The 15908-nt window shown below is 53.7% G+C and carries 13 protein-coding genes; 6 read left to right on the forward strand and 7 right to left on the reverse strand.

Annotation, left to right across the window (positions count from 1 at the left end):
• Positions 1–502: 502 nt before the first annotated feature.
• The 3 genes from AC2FJE_RS15590 to AC2FJE_RS15600 form a co-directional block, all read right to left on the reverse strand.
• Complete coding sequence (locus tag AC2FJE_RS15590) at positions 503–1249, reverse strand: hypothetical protein (RefSeq protein WP_496761129.1); 747 nt, start codon at positions 1247–1249, stop codon at positions 503–505.
• Between the two features lie 64 nt (positions 1250–1313).
• Positions 1314–2954: a sulfatase-like hydrolase/transferase gene (locus AC2FJE_RS15595; RefSeq protein ID WP_496699029.1), complete on the reverse strand. Its 1641-nt coding sequence runs from the start codon at positions 2952–2954 to the stop codon at positions 1314–1316.
• A gap of 24 nt (positions 2955–2978) precedes the next feature.
• Positions 2979–3221: a hypothetical protein gene (locus tag AC2FJE_RS15600; RefSeq protein WP_496699031.1), complete on the reverse strand. Its 243-nt coding sequence runs from the start codon at positions 3219–3221 to the stop codon at positions 2979–2981.
• 118 nt (positions 3222–3339) lie between these two features.
• On the opposite strand from AC2FJE_RS15600, the gene AC2FJE_RS15605 reads away from it, so the two are divergent.
• A complete protein-coding gene (locus tag AC2FJE_RS15605) occupies positions 3340–4704 on the forward strand; it encodes a tetratricopeptide repeat protein (protein ID WP_496761130.1) in 1365 nt (454 codons plus the stop codon).
• A 187-nt stretch (positions 4705–4891) separates the two neighbouring features.
• Here the strand turns inward: AC2FJE_RS15605 and AC2FJE_RS15610 are convergent, their stop codons facing one another.
• Positions 4892–6280: an aminotransferase-like domain-containing protein gene (locus AC2FJE_RS15610; RefSeq protein WP_496761131.1), complete on the reverse strand. Its 1389-nt coding sequence runs from the start codon at positions 6278–6280 to the stop codon at positions 4892–4894.
• 117 nt (positions 6281–6397) lie between these two features.
• Between AC2FJE_RS15610 and AC2FJE_RS15615 the strand changes: the two genes are divergently transcribed.
• The gene (locus tag AC2FJE_RS15615; RefSeq protein WP_496756634.1) at positions 6398–7279 is read left to right on the forward strand and encodes a DMT family transporter; all 882 of its coding nucleotides are present in this window, start codon (positions 6398–6400) and stop codon (positions 7277–7279) included.
• Positions 7280–7386: 107 nt separating this feature from the next.
• Here the strand turns inward: AC2FJE_RS15615 and AC2FJE_RS15620 are convergent, their stop codons facing one another.
• From AC2FJE_RS15620 to AC2FJE_RS15630, 3 genes are all read right to left on the reverse strand, one after another.
• Positions 7387–8253 (reverse strand): Rossmann-like and DUF2520 domain-containing protein, encoded by an 867-nt coding sequence (locus AC2FJE_RS15620; protein WP_496756635.1) that lies wholly within the window; start codon positions 8251–8253, stop codon positions 7387–7389.
• Between the two features lie 471 nt (positions 8254–8724).
• A complete protein-coding gene (locus AC2FJE_RS15625) occupies positions 8725–8952 on the reverse strand; it encodes a hypothetical protein (protein WP_282170395.1) in 228 nt (75 codons plus the stop codon).
• Positions 8953–9160: 208 nt separating this feature from the next.
• Positions 9161–10072 (reverse strand): LysR family transcriptional regulator, encoded by a 912-nt coding sequence (locus AC2FJE_RS15630; RefSeq protein WP_282170394.1) that lies wholly within the window; start codon positions 10070–10072, stop codon positions 9161–9163.
• Positions 10073–10177: 105 nt separating this feature from the next.
• Here AC2FJE_RS15630 and AC2FJE_RS15635 point away from each other — a divergent pair, with 105 nt between their 5' ends.
• The 4 genes from AC2FJE_RS15635 (at position 10178) to AC2FJE_RS15650 (ending at position 15907) form a co-directional block, all read left to right on the forward strand.
• Positions 10178–11098 (forward strand): tyrosine-protein phosphatase, encoded by a 921-nt coding sequence (locus AC2FJE_RS15635; protein WP_496761132.1) that lies wholly within the window; start codon positions 10178–10180, stop codon positions 11096–11098.
• A 1957-nt stretch (positions 11099–13055) separates the two neighbouring features.
• Complete coding sequence (locus tag AC2FJE_RS15640; RefSeq protein ID WP_496761133.1) at positions 13056–14165, forward strand: ABC transporter ATP-binding protein; 1110 nt, start codon at positions 13056–13058, stop codon at positions 14163–14165.
• Positions 14165–15094: an ABC transporter permease gene (locus AC2FJE_RS15645; protein WP_108862424.1), complete on the forward strand. Its 930-nt coding sequence runs from the start codon at positions 14165–14167 to the stop codon at positions 15092–15094. The genes AC2FJE_RS15640 and AC2FJE_RS15645 overlap by 1 nt, the downstream gene beginning before the upstream one ends.
• 3 nt (positions 15095–15097) lie before the next feature.
• Complete coding sequence (locus AC2FJE_RS15650; protein ID WP_282120977.1) at positions 15098–15907, forward strand: ABC transporter permease; 810 nt, start codon at positions 15098–15100, stop codon at positions 15905–15907.
• The last annotated feature ends 1 nt before the right edge of the window (position 15908 follow it).

Consider the following 15908-nt stretch of genomic DNA (forward strand, 5'->3'; position numbering starts at 1 on the left):
TTCCTAACTGATGGAGTTGTACCTCTGTCCCGCCTGAATATCGATTGCATACCGCTGGTTTTTTGCACCGAATGCTCCGTCAACGATACGGTAAGCACCTAGCACGCCAGACCATTTTGACGCACGTTTACGTTCAGCTCGGCACCCATCGAGCCAGGCAGCGTCGTATCCTGTTCGATGCCAACTTAGTTGGCGTCGACGATTATTCCAAAATCTCCATTCCATGCCTCATACCGGCCAGCCGCTGCGAAATCGAGCAAGTCCAGCACGTCGCCAAGATCTAGATCAGCGGCTTGACCAGCCACGGTGGATGTCCCTGTGGTTCGCAAGGGTGTGAATAGATAGAACGCAGCACCATGACCCCAGCTGGATTCGTCCTGGTCCGGCGCGGTCAGTGATTGAGCACAGGAAAGTGTCGGCAGCGTTAGAAGGCACGTCGCAAGCGCAATCACGCTGAAAATTATGCGGTAAGACGTAGCTTTGTCTTTGGGGTTCCTGAAACTTAGTAGTTGAATCTGAGACCGATTCCGACGCCTTGATCAAAAGGACGATCTGCTCCGATCCCGATCAGCACATCTGCATAGAGGGCAATACCGGGGCTAAGATTTTTGCCAATCTGAAACTCAGCGGTTGCAGGCCAGGCGTTGTTTTCCCAATCATAGGGCGCTTTGATATCTGCTTTGACCCAATACTCATCGCCAAACGGTTGAAGCGCAATCAGGCGCATTGCAGTTTGGCTGACATCAGTCGGGCCATTGTACGACGCGAAATGCTGGACCAAAGGGATCAGCGTCAGCCCGGTGTTTGTGTTGGCAAAGGCAAAGCCACCAAACGGGGCGATCTGATCCGACCCGGTGCCAATGCCTTCATCGGGGTCGCCAAAATCAAGGATCCACTCCAACCCAAGCGCGGATTTGACGGTCCAGGTGTCATTCAGGGGTTTCTGTGACGGGAAATAGATCAGCTTCAAACTGGTCTTTTCAAACCCGCTGAACCGTGCGCCAGTCGCATTTGTCGAATTGTAGTGGAGCTCATATTTCAGCTTCAGATCAGGGCGCAGCATATATGCGCCATCAATGAACACATCCTGACGGTCTGCCCCACCTTCAAGATCAAAATACTGATAACGAATGTCCGTGTTGTTGACAGCAGCCAATGGGTTCGACGCGTTTTCCTCAGCTCCGACAGCAATACCTGACATCAGCAACGCGGACGCCAGATATGAATGAACAACGAAATGGCGGGCCATCGTGTACCTAAAAACTTAGTGCGATTGGTGAGACGGTGGCTTTGCCGCCACCGTCCCAAGTTCGCTATTGCCAGCTGGAAAAGACTTCTCTGGTCAGTTCGCTTTCAGGGCGAAGGTTCTCGATACCTTCGTAAGGAACACCCTTTCCAAGTGGCAGATGCGGGTGTTTGGCAATGGTTTTTTGATGGCGCTTGACCATGTCCTGAAAGGACGCCCCTGACCACAGAGAGTACCCTACAAGGGGATGTTCTTCGCGTGGGTCACGGTAGACATTGAACACGGGAGCCGCCGCGCCGGGTTGCCCGGGGGCAGGCAGATGCATCTTGAACTCCTGCTTGACTACTGAGCGCAAGACCGGCCCCTCGTACACATAGACGTAATCGCGGCGCGAGTTGCCTTCGCCCTCAAGCAGCAGCGCGGTCTGGTCAATCCCGTCAATCACACGGTCGCGCGGAATGCGGTCGGTTGCCCCTGCAATCCGGGCAAAGGTAGTGAACAGATCCGAGACATGCACGATATCACCAGCTGCGCTTCCCGGTTCGATTGCTCCGGGCCACCGGATAAATGCATCTGTACGCACGCCGCCTTCCAGGTGCTGGGTCTTGCCGCCGCGATAAATCAGCTGGTTTAGACCTGATGTCCCCTCGTAGTGATACATCAAGCCATTGTCAGCCATGATCATGACGACGGTGCTGTCTGCCTTGCCAGTTTCATCGAGCTTGGCCAGAACTTCGCCAATCCAGCCGTCCAGAACCTGTAATTTGTCGGCATGGAAGCCACCATTGCGGGAAACGGCCTCATCAGGGTAGGCAAAGTTCAGCGGGTAGAGCGGCCAGTACTGCATGAAAAACGGGTCGTCCTGCGAAGCCAGCTTCTCCAGCTGCTCCAATGCCTGACGCTGATAGCGCAGGTTCATTTCCTCGTATTTTGCCTGTGTCCATTCTTCGCCCGGCGCTATGTCTACTTCGCGAGCAAGGCCGCCCGCTTCACCTTCTACGCCAGTTACCAGCCCGTAGGGTTTGAACCGCTGGTCCAATTGAAACTGGTTGGACTGACCCGACGCATGGAAGCCAAGCATGTTGTTGGCAACCATCGCATCTCGTGTCATCAAGCTGAGCTGAACCTGCTGATGCAAGGGAAAGGCCGCCCAGTCAAACCCCTGATTGTGCGGGTAGGATTGTTCAATATCGCCCTGATGCCATTTCCCGACATGGGCGGTGTTGTACCCTTCTTCCTTCAGGATTTCGGCAATCGTCACCTCTTCGGACGCCAGGCCTTCACCGACCAGAGCAACCTTGACCTCTTCCACGCCCGCGCGCACCGGGTGTCGGCCGGTCAACATTGCCGTTCGTGTCGGTGTACAGGACGGCTCGGTATACATTCTCATCAAGGACATGCCTTCTGTGGCAAAATCGTTGATGTTGGGTGTATCGAAACCGGTGACGTAGTTCATCGTCCGGTTGCCCATCTGACCGAAACTGACATCGTCAATCAGAATGTAAAGAATATTAGGTGGTTTGCCGCCATTGGCGCCGCGGATCTCGGAAAGCTTCGCTTCGATCTCCGTATCCTGAGCGTCCCATTGTTCGCCAAATTGCGCGCGGAGAAAGTGGAATTCTCCATCATGAATGATGGGCGCATCCTGAGCGAAGCCCGCGCCAGCCATCAGCACCATGGCAGAGGCATGTTTCCATATTGATCTCATCGGTATCTCTTCCCCATTTTCGAATTACATCTTTCCTGCGCGCCGCAGGGACTGGGCGATTTCATCCCTAAGACCATCCAGGGTCTCGCTGATGTCGCATTGAATCTGATACGATTGGCTTCCCGGCTCAGCATTCATGGAGAGATACTCGTCGCTGAGAAGCTGGTAGTCTTGGCAGATCTCATCGAACACAGTGTCCACGCGCCGTAAGTCCGCAATTGCGGCCTGGTGGTCGGGAAACAGCGTATCAAGTTCGAGGCCTTTCAATTTCGATGTCTCGTTCGATAGATCAGCAGATATACTGGAGTGTTGGACGAATTCACTTTTAACAATAGGTATATCGGGGCATAATACGGTGTAGTCATGGATGTAACTCGCTGAAAATATGGAAGTATTTAGAGACAAGTCACCTCCTCTGAATGAGGGCATTGCGCCTGACGCTGAGGATGTGCGGGCCGCACTTCAACGACTTGTCAGATCCTCGACTTTCGCAAGTTCACAGCGATTGCAGGACTTTCTTGTCTATGTGGTCGAGGAATCGCTTAATGGCCGCGCTAATGACATCCGTGCCAAAACCATCGCCATGGACGTCTACGGCGGGACCATGTCCGAGATGGCGCGTCGAGAAAATGTGGTGCGGGTGGATGCCGGTCGCCTGCGTCGCAAGCTGGCCGACTATTATGTCGAAGATGGCCGCGATGAAATCACTGTTTTCGATCTGCCAAAAGGCGGATACGCACCTGAGATCTCGATTAGGTCGCCCGGGACGGATCAGCCTGAATTTTCCGAGAGGGAAACTAAGAGGCACACCTGGCTTCGCCCGTTCGTTGGGATTACAGGGGTTTTCATTTTTATCTGTGTTGTTGCTGCAATTGCGTTAATGTCGACAAATCGTGGGGTTCCAGTCAACCTGCCAGTCGATGGCCTGAGCCAAGATGAGCGCAGCGCCATTTTTGATGCATCCCCCATGCGGCTTCAGGCCGTCAACCTGGCCAACTCAGGACGCGATTTGATTTTTCCGGCGTTGGAGCCCGCGCGGCTGAACGGAGCCCTGACAATATTCAAAGGGGCAATCGAAAACGACCGTAGCTATTTCGGAGGCCACGCAGGAGCCGCGCAGGTTGCAGCAACGATAGTGTTGGTTACACCGGACGCCGATCCGACCGGGGACATGCTGCGTTACGCGGACACACAGGCCAGCAGGGCCATTGAATTGGCACCCGAAACGGGGTGGAGCCAATCTGCAAAGGCCTGGGTCGAATTTACCAAGGGAAATTGGCCTGAAGCTATGGAGTTCTCGTACAGGGCACAGCGTTTAGCACCAAACGACGTGCACGTGCTGGAGTTCGTCTCACTGATCCTGTTGTACGCAGGTGAGTTCGAAGAAGTCGTGACGATCAGCGAAGATGCGCTGTCGAAAATAGATTTGGACCGGGGTTATGTGTTTCAGAACGCGATGGGGTCTGCAAAGTTTCATCTGAAGGATTTCGAAGGTGCCGTTTCCGCCTTTGAGCAGGTGACCGAAAAGGGCGGCCCCGTCGGCCCTGTGTCTGTGGCTTATCTTTTGGCGGCTCACCAGATGCTGGGTAACGAAAGTGAAGCTCAGGCCTTGGCGGATAAACTCTCGCGTGAGTGGCCTGACAGTCGGGTGGATATTTTATTTCAGAGACTGTTCGCGGACCGGGCATACGGAGTGGAATTAGGTGAAGCTATGAAACAAGCCAATTGGAAGCCAAAAGTTAACGAATGAAGCTCGTGTCTTGGCTATCGGAGCCATTCCAGTACGAACTAGCCACAGTGGTTGTTTAACCAAACATCGTTCCCAGCTAGGAAGTGGTATAGCTCACTGCCTCATTGCCGCTGGAGTTCGCAGACGGCCCTAACCGGACTTTCACTTTGAGGGGAAGATTTATTACCTTTTCTAGAAGTAGGCAGTCCTATTGTTCCTCACTCATCAGATCGCGAAGTAGTTCCGCATGGGTCTTTCTGGTCATCTGGCTTACGTTGAAACGTAGAAACGAGTTCTTGGATTGAGTTGGGCTAAAGACATTTCCGGGCGCCAGAACGACACCTTTCTTGAGAGCTTTTCGCGCTATCGCTGCAGCATCCTGTCCGTCTGGCAGCTCGCACCAAAGATAAAATCCACCTCTGGGTTTCACAAAAGGCCTAATGCCTAACGCTTCTAACTCGTCGGTTGCGCGGGTACGGGCGCGATCCAGTTTAGCCCTGAGCGCCTCCATGTGTTTGCGATAGCTACCGTCAGTGAGCGCCGAATGTAGCAATTCTGTCACCATAGGGCTTGGACCTCCGAAGCTGATCGCAACCTGAAGTTCGGTCAGGGAGACAATCCAGTCAGGACGCGCTGCAATAAATCCACATCGCAACGATGCCGACAGGGTTTTGGAAAAACTTCCAATCGTGAGAACACGGTTAAGCCCATCCAGGGAAGCCAGTCTTGGCGAAAGATCAGGTTCGAACTCAGAGAAAATGGCATCTTCCACGATTTGCAACTCATACGCTTCGGCCAGAGTCAGTACACGATGCGCAGTCGCCGCAGTTAGTGTCACACCTGTTGGGTTGTGCAATGCCGAATTGGTCAGATAGAGCCGCGGCCGCTCTTTCCTAAGCACGTTTTCAAATTGGGCAAGGTCGGGGCCGTTAGGCGTGTAGGGGACACTGACAATGGTACTCTGGTGTGCTCTCAGAAGGGCCTGAAAGTTGAAATAACATGGATCATCCACCAACACAGTATCGCCAGGCTTGAGTAGCAATCTGCAAATCAAGTCCAGCGCCTGCGATCCAGAATTGGTGAGCAAAACGGTATTGGGATCTACCTCTATGTTCTGGTCGCACAGCATTCGAGCCACATGCTGGCGCAGACCGGAATGACCCTGTGCACAGCTGTAATCTGTAAGCACATTGTCGCCTCCACGTGCCACACGGCGCATTGCTCGCCGTAGCGACTCGACAGGCATCCAATCGGCAGGCATCCAGCCACATCCAGGCTTTGCCATGTCCTGGCTGGCGTCTATCGATTGTCGCGCGACCCAAAGCGGATCAATCTCGCGCTCAAGCAGCGGTCCAGTTTGCGAAACCTCGAACGGTTGTACGCGGTCTGACACAAAAAAACCTGAGCCGCGACGAGCAAAGATAACTCCTTCAGCGGCCAAGACATCATAGGCCTCTACCACTGTCGAAGGCGACACGCCCAAGCGAGTCGCAAGGCCCCGGACTGAGGGAAGTTTGTCACCCGCACCAAGTGCCCGCGATCGAATAAGACGCGTGATATGTTCCATCACAAGAGCTCTACGGGTCGCAACGGCCATACTCGATCTCCTCTGTATGGGGCCATACAGCAGTACAGTTTTTTCCAATTGTATTGCTTTGTACCTGCGTTTGTCGCGCCACTCCAGCTACAAGGTTCAAAAAAGGACCGTTAATTTATGAACTCCTCGTTTTCTGGCTGGGGCAGCGGACTGCTCGGTGTATTGATCTTCAGTGGGTCACTTCCCGCAACGAGGGTGGCGGTCAGTGGCCTAGACCCGTTCTTCCTGACATCCGCCCGAGCGGTTCTTGCGGCTGTACTTGCGCTTTCCCTGCTGGCCTTTTTCAAAGAAAAGCTACCTTCGCGTGAGAACCTGTTTTCTCTTGTGGTTGTAGCCTTGGGTGTAGTGATCGGCTTTCCGCTTTTAACAGCGCTGGCGCTACAGCACATCTCCGCTGCACATTCCATCGTTTTCATTGGCCTCCTGCCGCTAGCCACCGCGACATTCGGCGTTCTGCGCGGCGGAGAACGCCCGACCGCGTTGTTCTGGGTATTCTCGATCCTTGGCAGCTCGGCCGTCGTCGGCTTCGCCCTCAGCCAAAGCGCTGAAGTATCACTCGTCGGGGACCTCTTCATGGTCGCTGCCGTCCTCGCTTGCGGGTTGGGCTATGCGGAGGGTGCACAGATATCGCGTCGCTTGGGTGGATGGCAGGTGATTTCCTGGGCGCTGGTCCTATCCTTACCTTTTATGGCGGCTTTCGCGATTTTGACATGGCCCCCTACATCAAACGGGCTGACCCTGCCGGTCTGGCTCAGTCTAGGCTACGTCTCTATCTTTTCGATGCTGGTCGGTTTTATCTTCTGGTATCGCGGTTTAGCACTAGGCGGCACAGCAGGTGTCGGACAGCTTCAACTTCTCCAGCCGTTCTTCGGCCTGATCCTCGCGGCTCTTTTGCTCGCGGAGCCCGTTGCGCCGTCCATGATCGGGGTAACGATCTTAGTGGTGATTTGCGTAGCCGGGGCAAAGCGTTTCGCCAGGCGGCCGATTCCGGACTCATGATCCAAGATTAAGATATCCCAGTGCACCCATCGAACCTGCCGTTCGCCGCAAGCGCGAGATAAGAGGCTCCAAGAATTCGCACAACCTCAGTTGAATTTTAGGTCAGGCTACGCTTCGGGACCCAACCAATCCTGTGTCTTACCGTCGGCCTTCAATTTCTGAGCGAGCAAGCTCAGCTCTTTGTAGATAATTCCTGCAGCAGGGTGCCAAGCGGCTACATCTTTCGCTTGTTGCGAGACGACAAAGGTGTCGCCTCGTGATGCGGGTCCCGTAAGCGCTCCCAGTGGTCCATAGGCGGCAACATTCTCACAGGTGGCATGAAGCAGCGTGGTGTTCAGTTGCTTTGCAATGTCATCAGGCACTCCCGCGGTAGCCCAGGCTTCACGCGCGATCGCCTGCAAAACCACAGTGAAGTTATTCGAAATCACGGCGGCCGCATGATAGAGGCTTTTGCTATCGGAATTGATATGAAATGGGATTCCACCAATCTCGGTCAGAAAGTCTTTGATAAAATCCAAGGCAGAAACTTCGCCCTCAATGCCACAAAGTGTTCCCTCGAATTGCTGGATCGCGGTTGCCGGCTCTGCGAACGTAAGTACCGGGTGCACGCTGGCCAGTCGCCAGGCTAGCTTCTGAAGCGGCGCCATTTCGTCTGCCGGGAAAAAACCACTGCAGTGAAACGCAACTGGAGGCGGTTCATTGACATCGTGTTGACCAACAACTTTTGCGAGTTCGGTTGCTGCAATTGAAATCTGAGAATCCGGCACCGCCAAAATCCACAGGTCGGCCGGCGCTAAGTCTGCATATTTCTCCACCGCTCTGCCCATTCCCGCAATTTGGGCTGCGTTTTGCGCTGATCTAAATCGAGGACTCAGTATGTCCTGAACCGAATACTTGGATGAGTGTCGCAAAAGGCCGAGGATGGTTTGCCCCACGCGACCGGCACCAACAATATTTACTCTGATTTTTGCCACTTAATGGCCTCCGACCTATACGCTCTTGCTTCCTTAGGGAACATGCTAAGCGACAGACTATTTCATCAACACCAATTTATCCAAGGCAACAATCAACCGGAGCGACCCATTCCTGCCGTTCGACCTTGGTCACCGTCGCCGGGACGCGACCCGTCAGAGGAGACATTCGCCGCGAGCGCGAAAACGGGGCCGGTCGAACTCAAAGTCAGCGGACAAAAACGGTCTTTTTTCCCTGGCCATAGTCCTCGGGCACAACCTCATGAGGCTCAAGAAATTGCTGAGATGGAGGGATAATTTCGTATGAGCGATACCTGAACTGCGACTCCTTGTTCGTCACCTGACCGGACCGTACGCCAGCATGATGGGCTCACAGCGGATGTTGTCGGATCGACGCGTGGCCCGCGCGGACGGGTTCCGAACTCTTGGATTGCCCAGCTCGCGTTAGCCCGTCAGATCTGTTTGGACTACTAGTCAACCGCCGACATACACACCCGACTTAGGCCGATAGAAAATCTTCTGATCGTGCAGCCGCCCAAGCAGATCCTGAATTCGGTGCAAGCTGTCATTCCGTTCTTTCTTTTCGTCTTCGCTTTCACCAGGGGCTCCAACCGACAATGAGGTTAGTGCGCGCCGCAGGGATACTTCAATCAGATCGATGTCCTCGACTGAGAGTTCGAACAAATCGTTGTATTGGGGCATTCTGGTTACTCCTACCCGGGCGTGGGTTTCCAGAGTGCATCACGTTCCAAAGTAAATCCACCCTTGCATGATGCGGTGCTCAAGGTGGCACTCAGAACTTTTTGGTTGCTGGCCAACCGTAATGATCGCCGTATTTTTAGCTTAAAAGACAGTGTTTTTTAAGCCGACAAACAGTGAATTCGCTGCGTTTGCCCGAATGTCGGCTATGCTAACGCCTGCCAACCTGATGATCGCCAATCCAGGCGCGCTGATCCCAGGTTGTGATTTCACTCGTCAACCACCTCATCACAGGCCCTTGGTCGGTCGCGTTTATTGTGAGGAAATCCACCGTCCTCAGGATCGCGTTCTGTGCGAATTCGTACTCCAAAACCTTTAACTCGCCGCCTAAGATTTCTCGCTCCACCGAAACGACCGGCAACTCTGCCCAGCCCAAGCCACCCATCACAAGCGCTTTTCTAGTGATCGGGGTACTTGAGGTCCAAATGTCCGGGCTGAAAATGCGGTCTCCAGCGATTGAAGCGACTGAACTCGGTTCCACCGCTTGACGGTATTGCGACAGGTCTTTCCGCCCCACGGTCGCCAGTTTAGCCAGCGGGTGGTCAGCGTGACACACGGGCACGACCCTCTGAAACCCGACGCCGAGGCATCTGTAGCTTTGAGCCTCCTTGGGTGCCTCACATACAAAAGCAGCGTCCGCATCACCTGATTGAACTGCCTTGAGAACAGAAGGCCTCGAAAGCTGCTCCACACGGAGTTCTAAGCATGGGAACTTATCGGCTGTGCCAGTTAACAGGCTTCGAACACGATCCACCAACAACCCATCTTCGACAAAGAAGGAAAACCTGGGCTCAATAGATCCGCTCAGCGCTTCGGCTTGCCCTCGGAGCATGTCCATGCTGCTCAATACCGACCTTGCGTGCTTCAGTAATGACTCACCGGCATCCGTTAACACGGGGCGATAGCCATCTCTGTGGAATAGCGACAGATCCAGATCGATTTCCAGATTGGAGATCGTCGCGCTGACGGCAGATTGTGCTTTGCCCAGTTTTCGCGCAGCGGCAGAGAACGAACCACACTCAACTGCGGTGACAAAAGCGCGTAACTGCTCGATCTCGGGCATTCGTAACTCCATCGGAAAATCGTATGGACTTTAACTTTCTATATCTATCCTTCCTCTGATTAAAAAGCGTCTGATCAAGAGATTTCTGCATTGAGGACACACGGTATGAAAGCGCACTCCCCATTGAGCTTGGCAGCGGTAATTGCGTGCACATTCACTGTCGGCACAGCGACCGCGCAAACAACAGCCTGCAGTACTGCTTTGGACATTGATCTGCCATCGGAGTGCAAAGACGTGACAGTTAGTCATCCGATCGACGGGCTTGAGAATTTTCGTGAACTCACGACACCTGATGCGGGGATCAAGCCCGGTGTGCTCTTTCGCTCGGATCAGTTGGACGGCCTTTCCGATGCCGCCATTGCCGAGCTGAATGGCCTCGCTATCGAGACCATCGTTGATTTGCGCACCCCGGAAGAACTGAAAACGTACCCAAACGCGCAGATTCCTTCGGTGGATTTCAACGTCAATCTGCCCATTGGCTCAGATCCAGCCGACATCGCCAAGATCATGCCCATCGAGATCGCGTCTCAAATCCGCCCAATGTGGTTTGAAGGCAAGTTCGATGAGATCGACCAGTTGCTTGCGGATCACGATGTCGACTTGCGCCAGATCAGGATTGACCGTTACCGGGATTTTGCGACCAAGTTTGATCCGCAAGTGTCCCGGTTCCTGCATCTGCTCACCGATGCGAACAACTTTCCGATGCTATTTCACTGCGCAGGCGGAAAGGACCGTACGGGATACATGGCGGCCGTCACCATGTTGACTTTAGGCTATTCCGAAGAGGATGCCGTGCGCGACTACCTGACCACCAATGCCTTCACCTACGACGAGCTCGAGCAACTGGTTGGCAAGGGCCCACACTCGCTGCGTCCGGCCTTCGGAGCGCATCCGGAACAAATCAAAGCCTCCCTTCAGGCGGTCAAGGATGCTCATGGTTCTTTTGACACTTATCGCCGCGATATTCTCGGCATTAGTGATGAAGAAGTGGAGTCGATTAGGCAAAACCTGCTTTTGCAGAACTGAGGCGCTGACAAAAGGATGAAATAGTTACAAAGGGTGGCCGCTCAATTTCTTCTCGCGGCGCGCAGCGTGGACCAATTGGCGGGGTGCGCCCGAAGTTCTTGACGACTTCAAGCTTGGGCATGGCGTGGTGGTAGCCGATGACGCCGGCAGCATTTCTCTGTCACCGGGCACCCTAACAAGAACTGACGCGAAACCTCAATCAGGCAATTGACGAACGGTTTGGTCTGTATGGCGGCAGCAAGTTTTATCATATCGCAGTCATTGTTGGCGGCTGCATGCTGGCCCCGCCAGGTGCACCGATCTTACTGAGCCCAAAGTCAGCCCTGATTGCCGAAGTTTCTATCTGGGATGATGCGCCAGACCATAAGCTGACCGATCAACCCAAACAATTCACAGTGCTTGAATAAACAACGCTGGCGTCCTTCATTGCAGGTTCAGCTCATATGCGCACGAAGCGGGAGCAGTTAGATGGCCTATCCGAAAACCCAGCTCAACAGATCGAAGCATGGCTTGTTCGGCAGCAAGAAGAAAATGCCTGGCTCAGTAGTCGCGGGATGGAAGGTCAGCCAGAACATCTGGAAGCGTCTTGGAACGATAAGAAGATGTTCGGCTCGCCAATAGCCGACATTCGGCAACCTGCGGCGTCAGTTGCTTCCGGGCTCGCAGCTGGCCTCGGAGCGAGCCCAGCATTGCCCCTACCACTTCTGTGTTAATCCAACTGACGATCCAAAGGACATCTGGCAAACTGCCTGTCGCTGCATCGCGACTTCACTGAACCAGTCGTCGTACATCGCGAAACATTTTTGGTACGTCCCAAGAACTATAAAGAATGTATTACGCAAATTTTGGACGCTCTGGAACGCATTGGGGCCCGAGAGGAATTGGCTCAACCAACCCTATCCACAGTAGAAACCGACGATGGGCTACTCCGTTCGTTAATCCCTCACCTTGCAGGAAACAAAAACGATCTTCTTCTTTTGTTTTTTGACCGCCTGAACGAGCGTGGGAAGGCGAAGTTAGGCACATTGATAACTATTGAGGGTCAAGACGTCTGCGCCGAACATGTATTGAATCTGCTTCTTGATGGTCTTCTAGGTGATGAACATCTCAGCAAAATGGTAGATGAGCTTTGGCCTTGCGCGAATTCAGACCAGTTTATTCAAGCGCGGTTATAGGGCCTGTATCACCGGATATGTGACGAATTGACTGATAGCATGGCGGCCGAAGGGAACGGCGTAGTCAAAGCTGATCGTTTTCATCAGTCCTAGAAATTTGAACCTTTAGCACCCAGGACATCAATTGAGGTGACGGCTAACCTGATCGAACAGGAACATCGGTTCATAAAACGTCGTATTCGGCACATGTGCGGGTTCAAATTGTTTAAATTCACCCCGGTTACTTTGGAAGTCATCGAGGTCTCCAATATGCTCCGGAAGAGGCAATTCCAGAACACAGTGACGTCTGGATTTCTGCTATTTGCAGAGATCGCAGAATATGTGCGACTAGTAAGTCGCCGCCTCAGACCGCTTTAGAAGTTTGCGACACATCCTGTCGCAGTGCATGATTTTGCAGCGGGGGCAGTGGTTCGGTCCACTAAGCTAAATGCAAAATGTTCTGGAAGCTCCCGAGTCAGTCTGGTCGAAATACCCTACACTTGGGTTTGGGAAATTTTCCGCCAATAAGAAGAGTAACACGCTAACAAGAAACAACACAGTGACAGCTTCGATGGAAGTAAGAATGCCAACCAGTTTTTTTAACTGGTCCTCCCAAAGGCGTAGGTAAACAGCAAGGAACTACGTTTCGCCGTTTTCTTGGCGTTAATAAAACGCAAAGATGCACCATAATTTACTGATTAATAAGCGCAAAAATTAAACATTAGGCTAATCCTAATGTTTGGTGAGGAAGTCAGTTATTAGAAGGATCGCGCTGCCCGTATATACCTGAGTGGAATTTCGCAATGCTCGGGGAGGCGCAATTGTCTGACAAGGTAAATATCGCGATCGACGTGCGGGATGCAGTAAAACGCTACGGCGATTTTACGGCGCTCAAGACGATCTCGCTGTCGATCATGGACAATGAGTTCTTTACACTCCTTGGCCCGTCCGGGTGCGGCAAGACAACTCTGCTGCGAATGATCGCCGGTTTCGAGGCCGTAACCGAAGGTGGCATCTACCTCTATGGTGATGAGATAGAGAACCTGCCGCCCAACAAACGCCCAGTTAATACAGTTTTCCAGAACTATGCGCTGTTTCCGCATATGACCATTCTGGACAACGTGGCGTTCGGATTGGAAATGCGGGGCAAGTCGAAATCCGAGGCACGAAAGAAATCAGGTGAGATGCTGGAGCTGGTGCAGCTTTCCCAATTCTCGGCACGTAAGCCCAGCCAGTTGTCGGGTGGTCAGCAGCAGCGTGTTGCGCTTGCCCGGGCCCTGGCACCGCAGCCCAAGGTTCTGTTGTTGGATGAACCATTATCTGCGCTGGACCTAAAACTGCGCAAGGCGATGCAACTGGAGCTGAAGCACCTGCAGCGCGAAACCGGGATCACCTTTATCTTTGTCACCCACGATCAGGAAGAGGCCCTGACCATGTCTGACAGAATCGCGGTCATGTCGGCAGGCGAGTTGCAGCAGCTGGGTGCACCAACCGATATCTATGAGCGTCCGCACAACATGTTCGTGGCGGATTTTATCGGCGAAACGAACCTTTTGGAGGTCTCCGTCGATGGTATTGATAACGGTCGCGCAACCTGCCATCTGGGCGGTGGGCATGAGTTGACTTGCAACGCCGTCGAAGGGGTTGGCGTTGGGTCCAAGGTCCACATGTCGATACGCCCCGAACGTCTGTATATGTCAGCCGAGCCGGTTGAGACCGAAGGCCTGCACGGGCGCGTGAAAGACAACATCTTTGTCGGCACCGACATCACCACAATAGTGCATCTGGACGAGGGTCCTGATTTTGTCGTGCGCACTTCGAATTCAGATCGCGGCAACAAGCGTATCTTCGAGCCGGGCGCCGAAATGTTTGTCAACATGGAGCTGGGGGCCGCGCGCCTCCTGGTGGACTGATGGCAGCGGGTGCAGCAAGCGGCGGCAGCGCAACGACAGACACATACAAAGAGGCCCGTACATGGCTGTTGTTGCCTGCATGGGTGACACTTTCCATTCTGGTGCTGGCCCCAGTTCTCATGATGCTGATCTACTCTTTCCTGACGAAAGAATTCCGCGGGGGTGTGATCTGGGAATTCTCTCTGGCTGCCTACGATCAATTCTTCTTTGATCGCGGCTTGTTCGGGGACGAGCCCCCCAAGATTGAGTGGACCTATATCACTATTTTCTGGCGCTCGATCTGGCAGGCGGCGGCGGCGACGCTGCTGAGCCTCGCGATCGGGTTTCCGACCGCCTATTTCATTGCGACCCGGTCCGAGAACATGCGTCCGGTCTGGGTATTCCTGATCACCATCCCGTATTGGGTGAACCTGTTGATCCGGACCGTGTCGATGAAATTCTTGCTGCGGGATCAGGGGCCGCTCAATGATTTTCTGATGAATATAGGCCTGATCGACAGCCCCCTGCACATTGTGAATACGAACTTCGCGGTGCAGCTGGGCCTGTTCTATTCATACCTGCCCTTCATGGTATTGCCGATTTATGCGGCGGTCGAACGCTACAACTTTGCTCTGTCGGAGGCCGCGGCGGACCTTTACGCGTCGAAATGGACGACGCTGCGGCGGATCCTGCTTCCTGCGGTCAAACCAGGCGTGTTTGCGGGCTGCATTCTGGTCTTTGTCCCTTCGATGGGATCGTTCCTTGCACCCGACCTGTTAGGTGGCGCCAAGAACTTCATGATCGGTTCACTGATCGAAGAACAGTTCAAGGGCAATGCTGGCAACTGGCCGTTCGGAGCGGCGGCATCGATGGTCCTGCTGACGATGGTGCTGATCATTCTGATGTTCTCGGCCCGGCAACAAGCCAAAGCCGACAAGGCGGGGGGCTGATCAATGGCAAGCAAGCAATTCGACATCAAGTCATATCCCGGATTCAAGGGTATTACACTGCTGTGTCTGGTCATCCTTTATGCGCCGCTGGTCGTGGTCACGATCTACAGCTTCAACGCGTCGCAATCACTGACCAACTGGGAAGGTGTATCGCTGCGCTGGTATGCAGATGTGTTTACCGGCCCGGAAAGTGGCAAGTTCAAAACGGCAGCGAAGAACAGCTTTATCATCGCCATCATCGCGGCAACTACGGCGACGACCATCGCGACCCTGGCGGCGACGGGGATGGTCCGCGGGGGTAAGTTCCGTTTTCGCACTGTGTCTTTCGGGTTGATCAGCCTGCCGCTGATGGTGCCGGAAATCGTGCTGGCGGTTGCGACCCTGATCTTCTTCAATTCGATCGGTTTCGAACGCGGGCTTCTGACGATCCTTCTGGCCCATATCGCGTTCTGCATTCCCTTTGCCTACCTGCCGATCTCAGCCCGCATGCAGGGGATCGAAGACAGCTATGAACAGGCGGCACTGGATCTCTATGCCACGAAACGGCAGGCATTCACCAAAATCCTTTTGCCATTGATGATGCCCGGCATCATCTCGGGCTTCCTACTGGCGTTCATCGTCAGCCTGGATGATTTCATCATCACCAATTTCGTGAAGGGTGCAGGCGTCGAAACGCTTCCTACCGCGATCTTTGGCTCGGTCAAGCAGGGGATCAAACCGAATATCATGGCGATTTCGACCATGTTGCTGAGTGTGTCCATCGTCATGGTCACGATCAGCTATTTCGTCAGCAAGTCTGACAACACAAAATAAC

The organism is Ruegeria sp. CDSC002, from assembly GCF_059610905.1.